This is a genomic window from Frankia sp. BMG5.60, assembly GCF_059428125.1.
The window spans coordinates 1395204-1415686 of sequence record NZ_CM182091.1 but is presented as its reverse complement, the minus strand read 5'-3'; the positions used below and the strand labels follow the sequence as shown (position 1 = coordinate 1415686).

Here is a 20483-nt window from a genome sequence, read left to right as displayed (position 1 = left end):
TTGAGGACGCGGCTCTCGAGGTCCCCGGTGTCGCCGAGGTCTGCGCGTTGCCGGTCGGGTTGTCGCCGGCGGTCATGCGGCGGCTGCCAGACCGGCGGCCAGCGCCGCCACCTCGGCGCCCGCCTCCGCCAACGGCCCCTCGGGCGGTCCGGCCGCGGTGAGCGGCGGCCACGCCCGCCGGTCGGCGACGATCCACAGCTCCTTCGACCCGGCCGGGCCGGAGCGTGACGCCCCGTGCCAGGTGCCCTCCTGCTGGAGCCGGAAGCCGAGCCGGCCGAGCTCGACCTCGCCGGCGCCGTCCGTCCGGTCACCCGATCCGCCCGTCGATCCGCCCGTCGATCCGCCCGTCGATCCGCCCGTCGATCCGCCCGTCGATCCGCCCGTCGATCCGCTCGCCGAGCCGTCGGCGACGCCCGGCGTGCCGATCCGGCAGGATCCCTCGACCACGAGCCGGACCAGGTCGGCGCCGAGGCGGAAGGCGGGCAGCGCGGCGGCGCCCGGCGGCCGGTCCCAGCACAGCAGGAGCACGCCGGACTCGCGGTCGCCCAGCGCGACGGCGGCCAGGCGGCTGCCGTCGCCGAGCGTCGACCATCCCGTCGTGTCGGTGAAGCCGGCGTCGAAGTGGCTCGGGCGCAGGGCGGCGCCGAAGCTGTTGGCGATGGCGTGTGGGACGTCGGCGTCGCGGGGAAGCATCGCCACCCCCTCCAGGCTGACGTCGTCGGCGAGGGCGGTGTCGGCGAGCCGCTGGAGCTGTGCGTCGGTCAGGTAGGGCTTGAGCCCGCGCCGGTCGGCCATCAGCAGGAGCTGGTTGGTGCCGATCTCGTCGGTCCAGTACTCCGGGCCGTAGAAGGCGTCGGCCCGCTGGAGGCGGAACTCGCCGTGGGCGTAGCTGGTGCCGCCCACCCGGATCGGCTCGCCCAGCGCCATCCGGAAGCTGTCGCTCTTGTGTAGGTGCACGGGAGCCTTACGGGGGAAGATCCGGCCCTCGATGGACATCGCGACGACGGGGCCCGCGTCGGGATCGCCCATCCGCAGGACGGCCCCGCTCAGCAGGCCGTCCTCGGGTAACGGACGGCGGATGTCCCGGATGACTCCGTCGACGTGGCCGTTGTGCCAGGTCGCGGATCCGAGGAGAGTGATCACGAGGGACCCCCTGGGGACGTGTGTTTACTCGACTCGTGGGTTGACATTAATACGGCGAGGCTCCTACGGTCTGCGGGTCGTCGCCGCGAGGATCGAGGAATGACATGCCGATCAGCTCCATCGCCGACCTGATCCGTACCCACGGCGCCGAGCGCGGTGGCCAGCCCGCGCTCACCGCCGACGGCCGCACCGTCACCTTCGCCCAGCTCGACGCCCGCTCGAACCAGGTCGCCCAGGCGCTGGCCGGCGAGGGGGTCGGCGCCGGCGACCGGGTCGCCTACCTCGACGCCAACGCCGCGCAGTACTACGAGCTGCTCTTCGGTGGGGCCAAGCTGGGGGCGGTGAGCGTCGCGGTGAGCTGGCGGCTGGCACCGGTCGAGATCGCGGCGATCATCACCGACGCGCAGGCCCGGGTCCTCGTCGTCGGCGCGGCATTCGCGGCCACCGTCGAGGCGGTCGAGGCCGACCTGCCCGGCGTCAAGAAGATCATCGTGGTCGGCGGCTCGACCCGCCACCAGGACTACGACGAGTGGGTCGCCGCCGCGCCCGCGGTCGATCCCGGGCTGCGCGCGAAGCCCGACGACGTGCGGATCCAGCTTTACACCTCGGGCACCACCGGCCTGCCGAAGGGCGTGATGCTGACCGAGCACAACCTGCTGTCACTGCTGCGGATGGCCGGGGAGACGCTCGGCCTCGGGCCCGGCAGCGTAAACCTGGTCGCCATGCCGCTGTTCCACATCTCCGGCAGTGGCTACTCGCTGAGCGGCTTCCACGCCGGCTGCCACACGGTGCTGCTGCGCGAGGCCCATCCCGACGCGATCCTGCGCTCGGTGGCCGAGCACGGGGTGACGAACCTGTTCGCGGTGCCCGCCGTGCTGCGCACGATGCTCGGCGTGCCTGGGATAGCCGACCTGGACCTGTCGTCGTTGCGCACGATCGCCTACGGGGCCTCGCCGATCTCGCTGGACGTGCTGGTCCGGGCGATCGAGACGTTCGGCTGCGACTTCGTACAGGTCTACGGGCTGAGCGAGACCGCGGGCACCGTCACCATGCTGACGCCGGAGGATCATCGCCGGGCCCTCGAGGCCGCCGGGACGGACGCGGCCGGGACGGCGGAGGCGGCCGGGGCGGCGGAGCTGGCCGGGGCGGCGGAGCTGGGCGGGGCAGCAGGGGCGGCCGGGCGGTTACGCTCGGCGGGACGAGCGGTGCCCGGGGCCCGGGTGCGCATCGTCCCGCCGCACACCGGGGCCGACGCCGCGCCCGGGGAGGTCGGCGAGATCTGGATCCACTCGCCGCAGAACACCCCCGGCTACTGGCACAACCCGCGCGAGACCGCGGCGCTGCTCGAGGACGGCTGGGTGCGCACCGGGGACGCCGGCTACCTCGACGACGACGGCTACCTGTTCATCCACGACCGGGTCAAGGACATGATCATCACCGGGGCGGAGAACGTCTACCCGGCCGAGGTCGAGAACGTCCTGATGTCCCATCCCGACATCGCCGACGTCGCGGTGATCGGGGTCCCGAGCGAGCGCTGGGGTGAGACGGTGAAGGCCGTCGTCGTCGCCGAGGCGGGCCGAACCCCGACGACCGCCGACATCGTGTCCTTCGCCCGCGCCCGGCTCGCCGGCTACAAATGCCCCACCTCGGTCGATCTTGTCGAGGCGCTGCCCCGCAACGCCGCGGGGAAGGTACTCAAGCGTGAGCTGCGCGACCCTTACTGGTCAGGGCGCGAGCGGTCCGTAAGCTAGACCTCGCCGACGGCAATCTAACTGCTGGTCGGATGGTCGATATCGTCTCGGGGCGTGCGGAGCCCTGCGGAGGAACGCATGAACACGAGCCAGTCCGACCCGCCGCGCAAGCGGGGCCGCCCCCGCAACCTCGAGCCCAGCCAGGAGTACCGCGATCGGCTGGAGAACATCGTGCGGGTGGCGGCGGACGTCTTCCAGGCCCACGGGTACGAGGCCGGCTCGCTCGACGACGTGGCCGCCGCGATGGGTCTGCGCAAGGCCAGCCTCTACTACTACGTCAAGCGCAAGAGCGACCTGCTCCGCCTGGTCTTCGAACGCGCCATCACGGTGGCGCTGACCGAGGTCGAGACGCTCGCCCACCTCGCCGACCCGCGCGAACGGCTCGCCGCGCTCATCCGCCACCAGGCGCTGCTGGTCACCCGGGATCCCGCCCTGTTCGCCGTGTTCTTCGACCAGCGGGCCGGCCTGGAACACGCCGACCTCGCCGACGTCGGCCACAAGGAGCACCTCTACCTGCGCCAGTTCATCCTCGCGGTCGAGGCCGCGATGGCGGACGGGTCTATCCCCCCGGGCGACCCCAGGCTCGTCGCGAACGCGATCATCGGCATGACGAGCTGGTCCTACAAGTGGTTCGACGCCCGGCGCGACTCGCCGGAGGCGTTCGCCGACACCTGCGTCGCCCTCGTCCTGCGCTGAGCCGGGCGGGGCTCCGCCCCGCGTCCGAGCCGCGGCCCGTGTGACGCAGATTAATTTCTACTCGTGGGTTGACATAAATCTGCCGCCCGCATACCTTGCTCCTACCTCGCAGGCCGCAGCGGTCGGCGGCCCCGCCGGGAACGCGATCGGCGCCCCGGGGAGGCGGTCGGTTCCGGCGGTCACGGATGGCCGCCGACGCGCCGGCGGGCCCGCTCGCGGGGCCGGCCGACGCCACCGGCCCGCCCGCCCGCGCGCCGCGTCGCACCGCCACCGGTGACCGGGGCCTGCCAGCCCGCCGGGAACAGGAGCTTGGACGACATGACGCGACCCCGATCTCCCTCCGCACGATTACGCACGGGCGTTCCCGCCCTCGTGGTGGTGGCCCTGCTCGCGGTGATCCTCGCCAAGGGGGACTACCGGGCCAACTTCTTCTCCGGCGGCGGGTTCGCCCTCGGGGCGCTGGTCGCGGCGATCGCCCTCGGCGTCGTCGTCACCTACCGCGGGTCCGGGGTGGTCAACCTGGCGGGGGCGGCCGTCGCGATGTACGCCGCCTACGTCTACGCCGACCTGCGGGCCCACGGCGACCTGTTCCTCCCCCCGCTGCCCAACCCGCTCGCGCCCATCGAGGGCATCGTGCACCGCGCGGGCGACGACTCCTTCTCGGTGCCGCACTGGCCCACCTCGGTGTCGTTCGGCGACGCGATGGGGTTCTGGCCGGCCCTCGTGCTCGCCCTGGCGTTCTGCGCCCTGTTCGGCCTGGTGCTGCACGTCGCGGTGTTCCGGCCGCTGCGGCACGCCCCCGTCCTGGCCAAGGTGGTCGCCTCGGTCGGCGTGCTGCTGTTCCTGCAGGCCGTCGTCGTCCGGCGGTTCTCCACCACGACCCAGGTCGTCGGGCCGCTGCCGTTCGTCGACAAGACGCAGGTCGACCTCGGCCTGTTCAAGATCACCCAGGAGCAGCTCTTCGTCGTCTGCCTGGTGCTCGTGCTCGCCGTGGCGCTCTGGGCGCTGTTCCAGCGCAGCCGCTTCGGCCTCGCCGTGCGGGCCGCCGCCGAGAACGAGAAGGGCGCGACGGTCCTCGGCTTCTCCGCCGACCGGCTCGCCGCGGCGACCTGGGTGCTGTCCACCGTCGTCACCGGGCTGCTCGGCATCTTCGTCGCCTCGGTGAACTCCTCCGTCGACCCGAACACGATGCCGGCGCTGATCGTCCCGGCCGTCACTGCCGCCCTGGTCGGCGGCTTCACCTCCTTCGGGTGGACGACGCTGGCCGCCTTCGGCCTGGGCATGCAGGTCTCGCTGGTGACCTTCCTCGGCGCGAACGAGAGCTGGTTCCCGAAGGCCGGCGGGCTGCCCGTGCCCGGGGTCGACCTGCTCGTGCCGCTCGTCGTCATCGTCGCGGTGCTGGCCCTGCGCGGGCAGTCGCTGCCGACCCGCGGGGTGCTGGGGCCGGGCCGGCTGCCGTTCTCGCCGACGGCGCGGCCATGGGCGCTGCGCTACGGCGGGCCGGGGCTGGCCGTCGTGGCGCTGATCCCCGGCGTGTTCTTCCTGTCGCCGGCGATGCGCGACGGGCTGACGAACACGCTGACCGGCATCGTCATCTGCCTGTCCATCGTCGTGCTCACCGGCTACATCGGGCAGATCTCGCTGGCCCAGACCAGCTTCGCCGGCCTGTCCGCCTACACCGTCGCGAGCCTGTCGACGCACCACGGCTGGCCGTTCCCGCTGCCCATCCTCGCCGGCGCGGCGGTCGCGGTCGTCGCCGGCGTGCTCGTGGCGCTGCCCGCGCTGCGGGTGCGCGGAGTGCACCTCGCGATCGCCACCCTCGCCTTCGCCGTCGCCGTCGACAAGGTCGTGTTCGCCAACTCCTGGATCAACGGCGGGTTCGACGGTGCGACCGTGACGACGCCGTCGCTCATCCGCTCCCAGGACACCGCCACCCACCACGTCCTCGGCGTCACGATCGGCGACGGCACCCAGCCCAACCCGCTGACCCTGGTGTTCTGCCTCGTGGTCGTGGTGGCGTTGGGCTATCTCGTCGCGAACCTGCGCCGGTCGCTGACCGGGCGCCAGATGCTGGCCATCCGCTCGAACGAGCGGGCCGCCGCCGCTGCGGGGGTCAACGTGGCCGCCGTCAAGGTGCTGGCGTTCGGGGTGTCGGCGTTCATCGCCGGGGTCGGTGGCGCGGTCATCGCCTACCGCACCGGCAACGTCACCCCCGACAAGTTCCTCTACGACAAGTCGCTGATGTTCTTCGCGTTCGCCTACCTCGGCGGGATCGCGAGCGTCAGCGGCGCGGTCACCGGCGGCCTGCTCGTCGGCGGTGGGCTCGGCTTCACGGTCCTGAACCGGGTGTTCGGGCTGCCCGACGAGTTCGTGCTGCTGCTCGGCGGCCTCGGCCTAGTCGTCACCGCCGTGCTGAACCCCGAGGGCGTCGCCGGCAAGGCCCGCACCGACCTGCTGGCCCTGCGCCGAAGATTCCGACCTCCCACCCCATCGGACGCACCCACCCCGTCGGACGCACCCACCCCGTCGGACGCGACCACTCCGACTGTCGTGCCCACCTCGCCCGCAACTGCTCCGACCACGGCGCCCGTCGCGGCTGCCGCGTCCACCCCGTCCGCGTCCACCCCGTCCGCGTCCGGCTCGACTGCCGGCTCCCGCGTGAGCGGGTCGGCCGGGGCGACGCCCGCGGTGGCAGGGGATGCCCGATGAGTGAGCTGCTGCGTACCGAGTCGATGAGCGTCGTCTACGGCGGCCTGCACGCCGTCAACGGGCTGGACCTGCGGGTCGACGAGGGCCGCCTGGTGGGGCTCATCGGCCCCAACGGCGCCGGTAAGACGAGCTTCATCGACGGCGTCTCCGGCTTCACCCGCACCCAGGGGGCGATCCACTTCCGCGGGCGGCGCGTCGACCGCGAGCCGGCCCACCGCCGGGCCCGACTGGGCCTCGGCCGCACCTGGCAGTCGCTGGAGTTGTTCGAGGACCTCACCGTCCGGGAGAACCTCCAGGTCGGCGCCGAGCGGCAGACGGTCGGCGGCTTCCTGCTCGACCTGGTCCGGCCCGGCCGCCAGCGCGACCAGTCCGACGTGGACTGGGCGCTGGACGTCCTCGGCATCGCCCACCTCGCCGACCGGCTGCCCACCGAGATCAGCCACGGCCAGCGCAAGCTGGTCGGCGCCGGGCGCACCCTCGCCGCCCGGCCCGCGCTGATCTGCATGGACGAGCCGGCAGCGGGGCTGGACACCACCGAGTCGGAGCAGTTCGGCCGCCGGCTGCGGCGCATCGTCGAGGCCGGCGTGTCGATCCTGCTCGTCGACCACGACATGGGGCTGGTGATGGGGGTGTGCGACGAGGTCTACGTCATCGAGTTCGGGACGAGGATCGCGCACGGCACGCCGGCGGAGGTCGTCGCCGACGAGCGCGTCCGGGCGGCCTACCTCGGCACTAAGGCGGGAGCGTGAGCGCGCTGCTGGAGATCGACGGTCTGTACTCCGGCTACGCCGGCGTCGCGATGGTCCGTGACCTGAACCTGACCGTGAACGCCGGGGAGATCGTGGCCCTGCTGGGCCCGAACGGGGCGGGCAAGACCACGACGCTGCTGACCACGTCGGGCCTCAACCCGGTGATGAAGGGTGACATCCGGGTCTTCGGCCGCTCGATCCGGGGCCGCCCGGCGCACCGGGCACCCCGCGAGGGGCTTGCCCACGTGCTGGAGGATCGCTCGCTATTCTACCAGCTCACCGTGGCCGAGAACCTTCGGCTCGCCGCCGCGCGCAGCAAGGGCGATCTTGCCCGCGCGCTGTCGTACTTCCCGGCGCTGGAGCCGCTGCTGGGCCGGCGGGCGGGGCTGCTGTCCGGCGGCGAGCAGCAGATGCTCGCGATGGCCAGGGCCCTGACCTCGAAGCCACGCCTGCTGATGGTGGACGAGATGAGCCTCGGTCTCGCGCCCGTCATCGTCGAACGCCTGCTGCCGGTGCTGCGCCGCATCGTCGACGACACCGGCGCCGGGGTGCTGCTCGTCGAGCAGCACGTGCACCTCGCCCTGGAGGTCGCCGACCGGGCCGCCGTGCTGGTCCACGGGGACCTGGTGGCCAGCGGCACCACCGCGGAGATCGCCGGACAGGCCGCCGCCCTCGAATCGACCTACTTCGGCGCCGGCGCCGGCGCCGGTGTCGAGACCGGCGCCGACACCGACACCGGCGCCGTCACCGATACCCGAGCCGTCACCGATACCCGAGCCGTCACCGATACCCGAGCCGGAGCCGGCACCGGTGCTCCCACCGGACCCGGCGCTCGCCCCGACGGTCCGGAAGCCGACCTGGATGACCTGGAAGGATCACTATGAGTGACGCCTGGATTCTCGACGGCGTGCGGTCCCCTCGCGGCAAGGGCCGGCCCACCGGCGCGCTGCATCACCTGCATCCGCAGGAGGTGCTCGGCCAGCTCCTGCGCGCGCTCGCCGACCGCGTCGGCTTCGACCCGGAGCTCGTCGACGACGTGGTGATGGGCAACGGCAACGCCGTCGGCGACCACGGCGGCGACATCGCCCGGATGGCGGTGCTCGCGGCCGGCTGGCCGGAGACGGTGGCGGGCGTGACGCTGAACCGCTGGTGCGGGTCCGGTCAGCAGGCCGTCACCTTCGCGGCGATGGGCGTGGCGTCCGGGCACCAGGGGCTCGTGCTCGCCGGCGGCGTGGACATGATGTCGCGCTGGCCCGCCGAGGAGGGGCCGATGGACTTCTCGGCCGGCAACCCGGCGGTGCGGGCCAGGTTCCCGCAGGTCCCCCAGGGGGTGTCCGCCGACCTGATCGCGACGATCGAGGGCTTCACCCGCGACGACGTCGACGCGTTCGCCGCCCGCAGCCAGCAGCGGGCCGCCGCGGCGATCGAGCAGGGCCACTTCGCCCGCAGCGTGGTGCCCATCGTCAACGCCGACGGCTCCGTCGCCCTCGACCATGACGAGCATCCCCGGCCGGGCACCACCCCGGAGACGCTGGCGAAGCTGGCGCCGTCGTTCGCGGCGCTGGGGCGCGCCGTGTTCACCGACTACGGGTACGACCGGGCCTTCGGCGAGATGGTCCGCGACGTCTACCCGGACGTGAAGGAGGTCGACTACGTCCACCACGCCGGCAACTCGTCGGGCATCGTGGACGGCGCGGCCGTGCTCGCGCTCGCCTCGCCCGACTTCGCGCGGGCGCACGGCCTGCGCCCGCGGGCCCGGGTGGTGATGAGCGCGGTCGTCGGCGCGGAGCCGGTCATCATGCTGACCGCGCCCGGCCCGGCCTCGCTCCGCTGCCTGCAGCGGGCCGGGATGACGGTGGACGACATCGACCTGTGGGAGATCAACGAGGCGTTCGCCGCGGTCCCGCTGAAGACCATGCGCGACCTTGATCTCGATCCCGAGAAGGTCAACGTCAACGGCGGGGCGATCGCGCTCGGCCATCCGATCGGCGCGACCGGCGGCATGCTGCTGCAGACCGCCCTCGACGAGCTGGAGCGCCGCGACCTGTCGACCGCGCTCGTCACGATGTGCACCGGCGGCGGCATGGGCACCGCGACCATCATCGAGCGGATCTGACCGCACCGAGCAGTTCTTGACGCAGATCAGAGCCGGACGACAGCGCCGCAACGGCGATCAGTAGGTGTGGAGGCAGGCGATGGGCAGGATCCTCGAGGGCATCAAGGTCGTGGAAGTGGCGCTGTTCGGCTTCGTGCCGTCGGCCGGCGCCGCGCTCGCCGACTGGGGCGCGGACGTCGTCAAGATCGAGCATCCCGAGACCGGCGACCCGGTCCGGGCGCTGTCGTCCTACGGCTTCGGCCCCGGCGACGGCGGCGTCACGACACTGTGGGAGGTGTTCAACCGCGGCAAGCGGGGCGTCGGCATCGACATCGCCACCCCCGACGGCCTGGAACTGCTGATGTGCCTCATCGACGAGGCGGACGTGTTCATCACCAGCTTCATGCCGTCGGCGCGGGAGCGACTCGGCATCGACGTCGACCAGGTGCGGGCGCGCAACCCGCGCATCATCTACGGCCGCGGCACCGGCCAGGGGCCCCTCGGTCCCGACGCGGACAAGGGCGGGTTCGACGGCATCTCCTACTGGAGCCGGTCGGGCGCCAGCACCGCGTCGGTCCCGCCGGGCTACGACTTCCCGATCCTGCTGCCCGGCCCCGCCTTCGGCGACATCCAGAGCGGGATGTTCCTGGCCGGCGGCATCGCGGGGGCGCTGTACCAGCGGGAGCGGACCGGCGAGGGCAGCGTGGTCGACGTGTCGCTGTTCGGCGCCGGGATGTGGGCGATGCAGGCCACCATCGCCGGCGCCGCGGCGATCGGCGCGGACAACATCGTCCAGCTCGACCGGCGCCGCCCGCCGAACCCGCTGACGAACCTGTACCGGACGGCCGACGGCCACTTCTTCGTGCTCGGGATGTTACAGGCCGACCGCTACTGGTCCGGCCTGTGCACGGTGCTCGGTCACCCGGAGCTGGCCGCCGACGAGCGGTTCACCAGCCTGGCCCTGCGCACCGAGCACGCCGAGGCGTGCGTCGCGGCGCTGGACGCCATCTTCACCGCCATGACCTACGACGAGCTGGTCAAGGCCCTCGACAGCCAGGAGGGTCAGTGGGCGCCGGTCGCCGTCCCCGGTGACACCCTGACCGACCCGCAGGCGCTGGCGAACGGCTATGTCCAGCAGGTCGACTACCCGAGTGGCGCGCGCCTGCCGCTGGTTCCGGTGCCCGCCCGGGTCGACGGCGACCTGCCCACGCTGACCCCGGCACCCACCCTCGGGGAGCACACCGACGAGGTCGTCCTGGCGCTCGGCCGCTCCGAGGAGGAGCTCATCAACCTCAAGATCGCCGGTGTGATCTCCTGATGACCGCCGTGACCCACGGGGTCGATGCCGGCGTGCTGCGCTCCCTGCTGGCGGCGGGACGCGACCCCGTCCTCGCCGACCCCGGCGCCGACGTCGACGACCCCGTCTCCGCCCTCGCCGAGGCCGCCCTCGCCGAGGCCGACATCGTCGACCTGCACCCGCTCAAGGGCGGCTACTCCCGCCAGATGTGGTCGTTCGACGCGGTGACCCGCGACGGCGCCGTGCACCCGCTGATCCTCTGCGCCGACTCGGCCGCCGGCGTCGTCGGCGCGGGCGGACAGACCCTCGGCCGGCCCGCGGAGGCCGCCCTGCTGCACACCCTGCACACCGCGGGCCTGCCGGTGCCCGACGCGGTGGCCAGCGGCGACGGCGCCGCCGGGGGGCCCGGTGGCGAGCTCGGCCGCCCGTACCTGGTGATGGAGCGGTGCAGCGGCACGGCCGCGATCGGCCCGCTGCACCGCGACCCCTGGTACGTGGAGCACCGCGCGGAACTCGCCGTCTGGTTCGCCGCGACGCTGGCGGCGATCCACGCCGCCGACGTGCCGGCGGACATCCTCGGCGGCCGTCCGGACCCGGCGCGGGTCGCCGGCCGGGAGCTGGCCCGGTGGAGCGGCGAGCTGCGCGCGACCCCCCGGGCGCACACCGCCGTGCTGGACCGCGCGCTGGGCTGGCTCACCGCGAACCCCCCACCCCCGCCCGCGCGGGTCACCCTGCTCCACGGCGACTACCGGACCGGCAACATCCTGCACGGTCACGGCGACGGCGGCCCCAGCGGGCTGCGCACGGTGCTGGACTGGGAGATGGCCCACTTCGGGGACCCGCTGGAGGATCTGGCCTGGGCGCAGCTCGTCTGCTGGCGGGTCGGCACCGACCGGGTCGGCGGCCTGGTGGACCTGGCGCGCTGGCCGGAACTCTACGCCGCCGCCGCCGGCTGGGCGCCGGACCTCGCGGCCCTGCGGTGGTGGGAGGTCCTCGGTTCGGTGAAGATGGCCTGCCTGGTGTGGCGGGCCGCCGAGGCCGTCACCGCGCCCGCCGAGCGCGCCCTGCTGGAACGCCTCTTCGCCGACCTGGGCACCGAACTCGACCGCCGCCTGCTACCCCCCGACCGCCACCCCGCCCCACCGCGGCGGGGCGGACCGCCACCGACGGACGAAGCACGGACGGACGGAGACCAGCGATGACCGACGGTGGGAGGCGTCCCGGGGTGGGGCCCGACACGGAGTCGTTCGAGGTGCGGGGGGTGCGCAACGGCAGCATCGTCACGGTCGTCTGGGACCGGGGCCTGCTCGACGGCGATCCGCCCACCGTCGACCTCGTCGAGGTCGAGGCCGATCTGCTCGCCGAGTCCCGGCGCGATCCCCTTCAGCGTCGCCGCGACGGCGGCGCGACCACCACCGCGAGCGCGGCTACGGTGGGCGACCCCGAGTCCGCCCTCGCGCTCGTGGTCCGCACCCTGGACCGGGTCGTCCAGGTGACGACGCCCGCGCGGCCCCGGCCGTCGAGCTAGCCGAGTGAGGTGCGGTGCGCCGCGCACGGTCCGCGCTGTCAGACCGTGCAGAACGCACCGCACCGCACCGGCCAGCGCACCGGTGCCGACCCTGCTCGCGGAACCGCTCCACGCATCCGAGCGCCGGTTCCACCCGATGATCACGGTTCCGCGGAACCGTTCCGCCTGCCCTGGCTCTGACGCCAGCGCCGATGATCTTGGTGTTCCGCGGAACCCCCCGCCGCTCCGGGCCTCCGACCCGCGTCCGGTACCCCGCATCGTTGATCAAGGTGTTCCCCAGGGAACCGCGTCCCGGTCCCCGCGCCTGCGCGGCTGTTCGCCGGAGCCCGGGCCGAACCCCGGCCGCCTAGTTACTCTCGGTGATGGCCGAGGGGGTTGGGGGTGGGGGTGTGCGGGGGGCGGGCATCCTGTGGTTCTTTCCTGTGGCGTAGCGGACGCCAATCCGGCCAGAAGGACCACGGTGGTCGTTCTCCCACGCATCGACCCCGGACACCTACCCGTCGCCGCCACGCTCCGCGATCGCCGCCGCCGCCGCGAGCACGTGACACGGTTATGCAGATTCCGCGGAACCTCGCCGTGCTGCCGGGCCAGGAGAGCGGCGGAAGGCCCGGGCACCGTACGGTGCCCGGGCCTCCTTCCCGGTGCCGGCGGCCGGCGGCACCGGCCGGGCCCTGGGGCGCCGGCCGGGCGGGGTGGCTCAGCCGAGGTCGTAGAGCTTCATGGCGTTGTCCTGCAGGATCTTGCGCAGCACGTCGTGCGGAAGGTCGCCGAGCTTGTCGTTGATGAACTGCCGGGGCGGCAGCGCCGAGCTCACCGGGCCCGGGGACATGCTCGTCGGGTGCGGGAAGTCGGTCTCGTACAGGATGTTGTCGGCGCCGACGTAGTCGATCGCCGCGCGCAGCGTGGGGCCGTGCTCGAACCAGAAGCAGGCGTAGATCTGGCGGCGGAAGTACTCGCTGGGCAGCAGGTCGTACTCGGGGTGCTCCTTGGCGACGCCGCACTCGGTCCACATCCAGTCCAGCGCCTGCAGGGTGAACGGCACCCAGCCGACGCCGCTTTCCACCGAGACGAACTTCAGGTCGGGGAAGCGGTGGCACACGCCCGCGCCGATGAGGCTGCCCACGGTGCGGGCGTTGCCGAGAAAGAACGTCATCGGGAACGTGGCGTAGTTGGCGTGGACCCCGGCGGAGGGGTGCAGCAGCTGCGGCATCGTGGTGTCGCCGCTGCCGATGTGGAAGTTGACCGACAGGCCCATCTCCTGGGCGGCGGCCCACAGCCGATCCCAGTGCGGGTCGGTGAGCATGGGGGAGCCGAAGTCCTCGGGCGCCTGGGAGAACACCAGGCCCTTGTGCCCGAGCTCCGCGCAGCGCTTCATCTCCGCGATCGACAGGTCGATGTCCCAGAACGGCACCGCCATGACCGGGACGTAGCGGTCCGAGACCCGGCGGAAGTCCGCCAGCCAGTCGTTGTATGCCTGTAAGAGCAGCAGTGCCAGCTCCATGTCACCGAAGTCGGTGTAGCGCCCGGCGCCGAAGCCGGCGACGTTCGGGTAGAGGACCTCGGCGTGGATGCCGTACTCGTCCATGATCTCCAGGCGGCCCTCGGGCTGCCAGATGCGCGGGTCGACCATGTCGAGCTGGGCGGGGAACTTCGGCGGCGGCTCCTTCCAGCCGGCGATGGCCAGGCCAGCGGCCGGGCTGAGCACCTTGCCGCCGGCGATCCACCACTCGATGCCGTTCGCGTCGCGTTCGACGTGGGGCACGCGGTCGCCGTACTTCGACGGGACCCGGGACGTCCAGAGGTCGTAGTGCTCGACGACGTGGGTGTCGCAGTCGATGACCTTGAGGTCGAGTTCGTCGATGAGATCCACGATGTACCCCTCACGCGGGACCGGGAACACGCCCAGTCGGGACGGTGCGCACTACCTGCACGGGACGATAGGTGAGACGCAGATTACAGTCAACCGGCCGGTCGAATAAATTCACCCTGCGGCCGGAGGGGCGGCCGACGGGTGGTCGCCGTGCGGTCGGAGGGGCGGTCGGAGGGGCGGTCGGAGGGGCGGTCGACCGGCGGTCGACAGGGCCGTCCGCCGGCCGTGGACCGGGCCGCCCTCCGCGCCGTCGGCCTGGTCGTCGGGCGGCCCACCGGCGGGTCTGCCGATTAATTCGATCGACCGGTGGACTAAATTATTGCGGGGTCGTACGGTGCTCCCACCCGACGGCCACGGGGGCCGGCGCAGGTGGGAGGCGGTATCGGTGAGAGGTCGATCTGTGGCGGGGGCGCTGGCGCTCAGTTCCCTGCTCTTAGCCGCGGCGTGTTCGTCGTCGGGTTCGTCCGGGGGCGCCACGAACGGAGCCGGTAAGGCCGGCACCGGGGAGGTGAGCTCCGCGCCCGTCGCCAACAGCGACAACAACGCCTGGGCGCTGCGCTACACCGGTGGCTCGGCCGGCCCGGCGAAGGGCACGCCGTACAAGATCGGATTCGTCAGTCAGGACACCTTCCTGCCGTCCGCGACGCAGGGCGCGAGGGCCGCGGTGGCCTACGTCGACGCCGAGCTCGGCGGCGTCGGCGGCCGGCCGATCGAGCTGGTCTCCTGCTCGGTCAACGTGCCGGAGGACGCCGCCCGCTGCGGCGCCCAGATGGCCAACGACGCGTCGCTGTCACTGGTGATCGTGGGCGGCCTCAGCGTCGGCAACAAGGAGTTCTACGACGCTGTGGGCGGCCGCAAGGCGATCCTCATCGGCAACGCCCTGGCCAGCGAGGACTTCGTGACGACCCGCGGCGTCGCCTACACCGCCGGCTCGCCCGGGGTGCTGATGGGCATGGCGCGCTTCGCCATCGAGGAGCTCAAGGCCCACACCGTGGCCGGCATCGTCCCGGACACCCCCGCCGGTCGCGCGGCCGCCCAGCAGCTCGTGAAGCCGATCCTGGACGCCGCCAAGGTGAAGTTCCGGCCGGTGTTCATCAGCCTGCAGGCCACCACCCCGGACCTGACGACGGCGTTGCAGGCCAGCGGCGCGGCCAACGCCGACGCGCTGATCACCGCCTTCCCCCCGAGCAGCTGCATCAGCATGTACGACGCGATCCGCTCGCTCGGCATCAAGCCCAAGGTGATCACGACCGACCAGTGCGCCGACGTGCCCGTGCGCGAGCACCTCAAGACCGTCGGAGCCACCGACACCGTTCCCGACGGCTGGTACTACGCCAACTACGGCTACAACTTCGACCTGCCCGACGTCGACTCCGGGATGAAGACCTACCAGTACGCGGCGTCGAAGTACGCCAAGCCGCTGGGCAGCGCCCCCGTCGAGCTGCGCGGCTTCAGCGGGCCGACGTTCGGCACCGTGATGACCGCCGCCAAGATCGTCAATCAGCTCGGCGTGGACAAGGCGACGTCCTTCGACGTCATGGACCGGGCGCTGCGCGGCTTCACCGGCCCGGCGATGCTCCAGGTCGGCCCGCTCAAGTGCGGCCAGGCGCCGTTCGTCGCCGTCTGCGGCCACCAGATCGGCGTCGACCAGTACTCCGGCGGCAAGTGGACGAGCGTCCGCGACGGCCTCAACGACAAGCCGGTCAACCTGCTGGCCCCGGTGAGCTGACCCCGCCTACCCCGGGCTCCCGGCCGGCCCCGCCCCCGCCGGCCGGCGGGAGCGGGGCCGGCGCGGGTCCCGGGGCGGCGATCGCCACGGCCGGGCAGCCACCCGGACGCGCGTGGGGCGGTTCCGCGGAACCCCGATGAACCCCGGAACCCCGGAACCCGGATAAACCCCGGAGCGCCATGAATCCCGAGCGCCATGAATCCCGAGCGCCGTGAATCCCGGAGCCGGGGGCGAGCAGCGGGGGCGGCAAAACCGGTGGACACCATGGCCGCGGGCGTCGTACCTTCACCCGCGTTCGACGCCCACACGTCCGCTGAGGTGCATGTGATGACGGTTCAGGCAGTCACGGCCGGGCCCCGCCCGGCCGCTCCCGTAACCGCCATGACCCTCCGGGACGCCAGAAAGCCCAGAAGTGGATCTTCCTCGTAGCTTCACCATCCGCGAGAGCACCCACCGCATCCACAATCCGTTCAGCAGCGACAAGCTGGCCGCTCTGGGACGGGCGCTGGGTCTGGCGCCGGGAACCCGGGTGCTCGACCTCGCGAGCGGGTCGGGCGAGATGCTGTGCACCTGGGCGCGCGATCACCACATCACTGGGACCGGGGTGGACATCAGCACGGTGTTCACTGCTCAGGCGCGTGCGCGTGCCGACGAACTGGGTGTCGCCGGGCAGGTTGCCTTCGTGCACGGCGATGCTTCCGGTTACGTCACCGACGACCTGGTCGATCTCGCCTCGTGCCTGGGTGCCACCTGGATCGGCGACGGCCTGGTCGGCACGGTCGAGCTGCTCCAGCGCAGTCTCCGGCCCGACGGCATGATGCTGATCGGCGAGCCGTACTGGCGCCACGAACCCCCGGACCGGGACACCGTCGAGGGCAGCCAGGCCGGCAGCAGGGATGATTTCCGGCTGCTTCCCGAACTGATCGACCAGTTCGGCGAACTCGGCTATGACGTGGTGGAGATGGTTCTCGCCGATCAGGACAGTTGGGACCGGTACAGGGCGGCGCAGTGGCTCAACATCCGCCGCTGGCTTGACCGCCATCCTGACGACGAGCTGGCCGCCGAACTGCGAGCCGAACTCGCCACCGAGCCCGCCCGCTATGTCAGGTATCAGCGCGAATACCTTGGCTGGGGGGTCTTCGCGCTGATGCGACGCTGACGGTGGTCCGCGGGTGGGTCAGCGCTGGACGTTGACGGACTGCCACACCCGGAGCAGGACTTCCTCGTCGGGGGCGTCGAGCGACCACTGCCACGGCTTGGCGAAGACGAAGACCTGGGCCTCGTGATGGGTCGGGTCGCTGCCGTCGAGCATCGTGATGGTCACGCTCTTGTCGCCGGTGAGGACGAAGAAGACCTCGCGGTACTGCCCGAGGTGGACGTCGAGGACGACGGCGTCGGGGCCGTAGCGGTGGACGTCGACCGTCCGGGTGCGCGGCGCCACGGGTCCCGGTGCGGGATCGGCGGGGGGCGGCGCCCCGTCCTGCCTCATGCCCGCGCCTGCCTCATGCCCGCGCCATCAGAGGAAACGGCGGTTCGCCGTGTCCGCGGGAACGGTGATGCCGAGTTCCTCCAGCAGCGGACGGGTGTCGGCGATGTACTGCTGGCGGAGCTGCTCGTTGTTGAGCTTGCGCAGGCCCCAGCGGACGTAGGCGTCGCTGAACTCCGAGTCCGACCGGCCGAACATGTCCAGCGCGGCCGGCCACCAGATCTTTATCTTCTCGTTGGCCTCCGCCAGCCCGGCCGGATCGGCGCACACGCGGCGCAGGTTCGACATGCCGAACGTCGCGTGGAACACCTCGTCCTTGTGCAGGCGCTCCGCCACGTTCAACAGGGGCTCGTAGGGCACGTCCTCCCACGTCTCCCCGATGTAGCAGCCCACCCGGTCGCCCAGGGCGTTGAAGTACGCCATGTCGCAGAACGTGTCGATGGGCAGGTGGAACAGGTACTGCTTGATCGGCTGCTCGATCTTGCCGACGCCCAGGCCCGCCAGGATCCGCGCCGTGATGACGCCGTGCTCGACCTCCTGCTGCATGAGCTTCGCGAAGGTCGTCTTCAGCCGCTCCTCGGGAGCGAGCGTCATGCAGCGTTCCCACAGGTGGTTCAGCAGCTCGGTGTAGTACCGGTTCGTCGAGTTCTCCAGGTGGTGCACGAGCATGCGCACCAGCAGGTCGGAGAACTCGCTCGGGATGTCGGCGTCGTTCTCCCGGTATACCCGACGCTCGCCCACCATCGCATCTGCCATGACCTCATCGTAGGAAGGTCCAGCATTATTGTCAACTCACGAGTCGAATGAAATCGCCATTGCTTATCCGGAGGGATAAATCGGACACGGAGCCTCCGGATAAGGCGGCCAGGCCAGTCTTCCGCTCGTGTGTGCGATGTGCGATGTGCGATGTGCGGTGTGCTGACTGCGTGCTGGTCGGGTGGTTCGGTGTCGGTGGGGCGGCTGCTCGCGCATCGGGGCGGATGCCTGGGAGAGGGCCTTCATGGCTCTTCCACAGGGTTCGGCGTCCGATTTATCCCGCAAGGGATTCGTGAGTACATATTTTCCGAGGCATGATCGAGTACTGCGCAAGATCGGCCGATCGGGGCGGGCGACCGGTGGGGCGCTCGCGTAGAGATCACTCGGACGGGGCGACTTCCGGTCGACGGAGGTCGGTTCGGGCTCCGCGTCCTGGGCGGCTGGCTAGCCATGCCGTGATGGTGCTGGTCCGCCAGCGTGGGCGGTCGGGCACGGATGCGTCGTCCGGCTCGGGTAGGCGTCCCTGGGCGCGGTAGCTGCGCAAGGTCGACGTCTTGATGCCGGCCATCTCGGCTATGCCGGCATAGCCGATCAGCGGGTCGTCAACCACCAGGGAATACTAGCGTTCACCCCAACTTTGCAGCGCCACGCGCTATTGTTGTGGGTGTTAGCGGTGTCGGGCGAGTGGGCCAACACGCACCCGACACCTAGATCACCACCTGAGTAGACAGAGGTGACCTGTGTCTAGTATTCCGTCGTCCGGTCGTGGCTGGCGTAACCCCTATGAAGGTCGACCGTTCGTGACCCTGGCGCACTCGGGAGACGGTCTGTTCGACCTGACGATGACCTCGGGCGCTTCGCTGCGGGACCTCGTCGACGTGACGGCGACCCTTCCGCCGGTCCTCTTCGTGGATCACTGGCGGGCGAGCCTGGGGGACTCTGCGGTGGTCCTGCGGTTCCGGGCTCTGCCGGACCTCGGATCCATGCTCGGTGGCATCTGATGGCGGCGGGATGGGTGCCGTGTGAGGTCCAGCCGGGCGCGGGAGTCTGGAACTCCTATCAGGAGTCGCTACATCTCATTCTGGCTGCCGCTCCCGCGGGACCGTCCGGGGCGCGGCTTCTGCGGTGCCTGCTGCGCTGCGACCCCCGATCGGTCGTCGTCTTGGCAGACATGATCCGTAAGGCGCGTAGCGGGCGCTGACGGTGACTCGGGCGGCCGGTGACCTCGACTCGGGGTTGCCGGCCGTTCGGCGTATCCGCGCTGGTTAAACAACGTGTAGGAATCTTGCGATGATGGTCTTGTACAGAGAAACGGCCCGGTCGGTGCAGGAACACCGGTCCGGGCCTGGTCCCCCACCTGAGTGACAGGAGAGGTTCCGTGGCGATGGTATCGGACGGCGTGGTGATGGTGTCGGATGTGACGATCCGGCAGGGTGAGGCGGCGATGGTGTCGGAGGTGCCGTCGCGAACGGGGTTCGGGGGGTCGGACGTGGCGGTGGTGTTGCCTGGTCTGACGGTGCGGATGGGCGGCGATGATCCGGCGTGGGGCTGGGTGTCGCTGGGGGTGGCGTGTCTGATGGCGGCGGCGCGGGAGACGTGGCATGCGGAGTGCCCGTCGGACGGGTTGGATTTCGAGTCGACCATGTGCGCGTGGCGGGCGGCGGCGTTGCGGTCGGTGGCGGGGCTGGCGTCCTGGGCGGCGTCGTCGGCGGATGCGTGGGCGGTGTACGCGGTGCCGGCGGTGGTGCGGGTGGCGCGGGCTGGGCGGTCGGGTCGGCGTCGGGTGTGGGGCGGTCGGTGATGCGGGCGGCGAGCGTGGTCCGGGCGGACGTGACGGTGGAGGGTCGGGCGGTGCAGCGGGCGGCGTTCCTGGCGGCCTGTAAGGCGCGGGGTTGGGAGGCGGGTCCGACCGAACGCCTGCGGGCGGGTGGCGGTCCGGGGGCCTGGGCGACGGTGCCGGCCTGGCTGCGGTCGCAGGGCGCGGGCGTCGTGGTCGTCGACGCGCTTGACCGGCTGGCGGACACGGAGGGCGCGCGGGTGGCGGTGCTGGCGTTGCTGCGGCGGCGGGGCGTGCGGCTGCTGGCCGTGGCGGACGGGATCGACACCGGGGACCGGATCGGCTATGCCCTGGTGACGGACCTGCTCACGGCTCCGGGGGTGCGCGTCACGCGGACGGCCTGAGCGGCGGGCGGCCGGTGTCCCCTTGCCTGGGGGACACCGGTAGCGCCGGACGGCGGCGGGCCACAGGAGCTCGTGCGGCCGTTGCGTTTTTCTCCCTTTCCCTCCCAGGTGCCGCTTTTAGCGGACCGGTGGGCACGTCAAGGGTCATCCGGAGGATGATCGCGTGCGACGGCGTAGCCGCCCTTGACGTGTCTGCCGGGCCGTTAAACGATGCGGCATCCGTGGGAAAGGGAATCCCGGGTGAGGGGCCGGCGGGAATCGGGGTGGTCCTGGCCGTGCTCTGGAGAGGCTGAGTGCCGTAGGCGCCTTTTGTGCCGTTGGGTTGGGCTGGGGGCTGACGCTCCGACGGGCACGACGCGCACGACGCACCCGAGGATCCGACCCGCCGACGGGGTGCCGACCGTAGGGAGGCGGGGCCCCGTCGTGCGTGGCGAGATCCTCGGGCGGGGCGGCGCGGCGCGCACGGCGTGTGCGGCAGGTCACAGCCGCGCGC

19 protein-coding genes are annotated in these 20483 nt (G+C 71.9%); 14 read left to right on the top strand and 5 right to left on the bottom strand.

Annotated elements, in window-relative coordinates:
* Nucleotides 1-72: 72 nt before the first annotated feature.
* On the bottom strand, nt 73-1143 hold the full coding sequence (locus AC5R91_RS05785) for a hypothetical protein (protein ID WP_495396079.1): 1071 nt from the start codon (nt 1141-1143) through the stop codon (nt 73-75).
* 104 nt (nt 1144-1247) lie between these two features.
* Between AC5R91_RS05785 and AC5R91_RS05780 the strand changes: the two genes are divergently transcribed.
* Entirely contained in the window at nt 1248-2894 is a 1647-nt protein-coding gene (locus AC5R91_RS05780) for a long-chain-fatty-acid--CoA ligase (RefSeq protein ID WP_495396078.1), read from the top strand.
* Nucleotides 2895-2972: 78 nt separating this feature from the next.
* On the top strand, nt 2973-3590 hold the full coding sequence (locus AC5R91_RS05775; RefSeq protein WP_495396077.1) for a TetR/AcrR family transcriptional regulator: 618 nt from the start codon (nt 2973-2975) through the stop codon (nt 3588-3590).
* A 179-nt stretch (nt 3591-3769) separates the two neighbouring features.
* Here AC5R91_RS05775 and AC5R91_RS05770 read toward each other — a convergent pair whose 3' ends face one another.
* On the bottom strand, nt 3770-3910 hold the full coding sequence (locus tag AC5R91_RS05770) for a hypothetical protein (RefSeq protein ID WP_495396076.1): 141 nt from the start codon (nt 3908-3910) through the stop codon (nt 3770-3772).
* On the opposite strand from AC5R91_RS05770, the gene AC5R91_RS05765 reads away from it, so the two are divergent.
* The 7 genes from AC5R91_RS05765 to AC5R91_RS05735 all read left to right on the top strand — a co-directional run bounded on the left by AC5R91_RS05765 (nt 3909) and on the right by AC5R91_RS05735 (nt 11968).
* Nucleotides 3909-6299: a branched-chain amino acid ABC transporter permease gene (locus tag AC5R91_RS05765; RefSeq protein ID WP_495396075.1), complete on the top strand. Its 2391-nt coding sequence runs from the start codon at nt 3909-3911 to the stop codon at nt 6297-6299. The two genes, AC5R91_RS05770 and AC5R91_RS05765, sit on opposite strands and share 2 nt — an antisense overlap.
* Nucleotides 6296-7048 (top strand): ABC transporter ATP-binding protein, encoded by a 753-nt coding sequence (locus AC5R91_RS05760; RefSeq protein ID WP_495396074.1) that lies wholly within the window; start codon nt 6296-6298, stop codon nt 7046-7048. Before AC5R91_RS05765 ends, AC5R91_RS05760 begins: the two co-directional genes overlap by 4 nt.
* Complete coding sequence (locus AC5R91_RS05755) at nt 7045-7932, top strand: ABC transporter ATP-binding protein (protein ID WP_495396073.1); 888 nt, start codon at nt 7045-7047, stop codon at nt 7930-7932. The genes AC5R91_RS05760 and AC5R91_RS05755 overlap by 4 nt, the downstream gene beginning before the upstream one ends.
* Entirely contained in the window at nt 7929-9164 is a 1236-nt protein-coding gene (locus AC5R91_RS05750) for an acetyl-CoA C-acetyltransferase (RefSeq protein ID WP_495396072.1), read from the top strand. Before AC5R91_RS05755 ends, AC5R91_RS05750 begins: the two co-directional genes overlap by 4 nt.
* Nucleotides 9165-9243: 79 nt before the next feature.
* Complete coding sequence (locus AC5R91_RS05745) at nt 9244-10461, top strand: CaiB/BaiF CoA transferase family protein (RefSeq protein ID WP_495396071.1); 1218 nt, start codon at nt 9244-9246, stop codon at nt 10459-10461.
* A complete protein-coding gene (locus tag AC5R91_RS05740) occupies nt 10461-11642 on the top strand; it encodes a phosphotransferase family protein (RefSeq protein ID WP_495396070.1) in 1182 nt (393 codons plus the stop codon). The genes AC5R91_RS05745 and AC5R91_RS05740 overlap by 1 nt, the downstream gene beginning before the upstream one ends.
* A complete protein-coding gene (locus AC5R91_RS05735; RefSeq protein WP_495396069.1) occupies nt 11639-11968 on the top strand; it encodes a hypothetical protein in 330 nt (109 codons plus the stop codon). Before AC5R91_RS05740 ends, AC5R91_RS05735 begins: the two co-directional genes overlap by 4 nt.
* Before the next feature lie 697 nt (nt 11969-12665).
* On the opposite strand, the gene AC5R91_RS05730 is transcribed toward AC5R91_RS05735, so the two are convergent.
* Nucleotides 12666-13838, bottom strand: a complete 1173-nt coding sequence (locus tag AC5R91_RS05730; protein ID WP_495396068.1) for an amidohydrolase family protein — start codon at nt 13836-13838, stop codon at nt 12666-12668.
* Between the two features lie 385 nt (nt 13839-14223).
* On the opposite strand from AC5R91_RS05730, the gene AC5R91_RS05725 reads away from it, so the two are divergent.
* Both AC5R91_RS05725 and AC5R91_RS05720 read left to right on the top strand, forming a co-directional pair.
* Nucleotides 14224-15567, top strand: a complete 1344-nt coding sequence (locus AC5R91_RS05725) for an ABC transporter substrate-binding protein (protein WP_495396067.1) — start codon at nt 14224-14226, stop codon at nt 15565-15567.
* Nucleotides 15568-16096: 529 nt separating this feature from the next.
* Nucleotides 16097-16726 carry an SAM-dependent methyltransferase gene (locus tag AC5R91_RS05720; protein WP_495396066.1) on the top strand — a complete coding sequence of 210 codons (630 nt, stop codon included), beginning with the start codon at nt 16097-16099 and terminating at the stop codon, nt 16724-16726.
* A gap of 18 nt (nt 16727-16744) precedes the next feature.
* On the opposite strand, the gene AC5R91_RS05715 is transcribed toward AC5R91_RS05720, so the two are convergent.
* Together AC5R91_RS05715 and AC5R91_RS05710 are read right to left on the bottom strand one after the other, a co-directional pair.
* A complete protein-coding gene (locus AC5R91_RS05715) occupies nt 16745-17056 on the bottom strand; it encodes a hypothetical protein (RefSeq protein WP_495396065.1) in 312 nt (103 codons plus the stop codon).
* A 27-nt stretch (nt 17057-17083) separates the two neighbouring features.
* Nucleotides 17084-17809 (bottom strand): Phenylacetic acid catabolic protein, encoded by a 726-nt coding sequence (locus tag AC5R91_RS05710; protein ID WP_495396064.1) that lies wholly within the window; start codon nt 17807-17809, stop codon nt 17084-17086.
* An 800-nt stretch (nt 17810-18609) separates the two neighbouring features.
* On the opposite strand from AC5R91_RS05710, the gene AC5R91_RS05705 reads away from it, so the two are divergent.
* The 3 genes from AC5R91_RS05705 (at nt 18610) to AC5R91_RS05695 (ending at nt 19990) form a co-directional block, all read left to right on the top strand.
* Nucleotides 18610-18810 carry a hypothetical protein gene (locus AC5R91_RS05705; RefSeq protein WP_495396063.1) on the top strand — a complete coding sequence of 67 codons (201 nt, stop codon included), beginning with the start codon at nt 18610-18612 and terminating at the stop codon, nt 18808-18810.
* A gap of 377 nt (nt 18811-19187) precedes the next feature.
* Nucleotides 19188-19610, top strand: coding sequence for a hypothetical protein (locus AC5R91_RS05700; RefSeq protein ID WP_495396062.1), 423 nt, complete (start codon nt 19188-19190; stop codon nt 19608-19610).
* Nucleotides 19610-19990, top strand: a complete 381-nt coding sequence (locus AC5R91_RS05695; RefSeq protein ID WP_495396061.1) for a hypothetical protein — start codon at nt 19610-19612, stop codon at nt 19988-19990. The genes AC5R91_RS05700 and AC5R91_RS05695 overlap by 1 nt, the downstream gene beginning before the upstream one ends.
* Nucleotides 19991-20483 lie beyond the last annotated feature (493 nt).

What these genes read in the sequence shown, in the direction of transcription:
- AC5R91_RS05780 (WP_495396078.1), top strand. Translation starts at nt 1,248, where the DNA reads ATGCCGATCAGCTCCATCGCCGACCTGATCCGTACCCACGGCGCCGAG.
- AC5R91_RS05775 (WP_495396077.1), top strand. Translation starts at nt 2,973, where the DNA reads ATGAACACGAGCCAGTCCGACCCGCCGCGCAAGCGGGGCCGCCCCCGC.
- AC5R91_RS05765 (WP_495396075.1), top strand. Translation starts at nt 3,909, where the DNA reads ATGACGCGACCCCGATCTCCCTCCGCACGATTACGCACGGGCGTTCCC.
- AC5R91_RS05770 (WP_495396076.1), bottom strand. Translation starts at nt 3,910, where the DNA reads ATGTCGTCCAAGCTCCTGTTCCCGGCGGGCTGGCAGGCCCCGGTCACC.
- AC5R91_RS05760 (WP_495396074.1), top strand. Translation starts at nt 6,296, where the DNA reads ATGAGTGAGCTGCTGCGTACCGAGTCGATGAGCGTCGTCTACGGCGGC.
- AC5R91_RS05750 (WP_495396072.1), top strand. Translation starts at nt 7,929, where the DNA reads ATGAGTGACGCCTGGATTCTCGACGGCGTGCGGTCCCCTCGCGGCAAG.
- AC5R91_RS05745 (WP_495396071.1), top strand. Translation starts at nt 9,244, where the DNA reads ATGGGCAGGATCCTCGAGGGCATCAAGGTCGTGGAAGTGGCGCTGTTC.
- AC5R91_RS05740 (WP_495396070.1), top strand. Translation starts at nt 10,461, where the DNA reads ATGACCGCCGTGACCCACGGGGTCGATGCCGGCGTGCTGCGCTCCCTG.
- AC5R91_RS05735 (WP_495396069.1), top strand. Translation starts at nt 11,639, where the DNA reads ATGACCGACGGTGGGAGGCGTCCCGGGGTGGGGCCCGACACGGAGTCG.
- AC5R91_RS05715 (WP_495396065.1), bottom strand. Translation starts at nt 17,056, where the DNA reads ATGAGGCAGGACGGGGCGCCGCCCCCCGCCGATCCCGCACCGGGACCC.
- AC5R91_RS05710 (WP_495396064.1), bottom strand. Translation starts at nt 17,809, where the DNA reads ATGGCAGATGCGATGGTGGGCGAGCGTCGGGTATACCGGGAGAACGAC.
- AC5R91_RS05695 (WP_495396061.1), top strand. Translation starts at nt 19,610, where the DNA reads ATGCGGGCGGCGAGCGTGGTCCGGGCGGACGTGACGGTGGAGGGTCGG.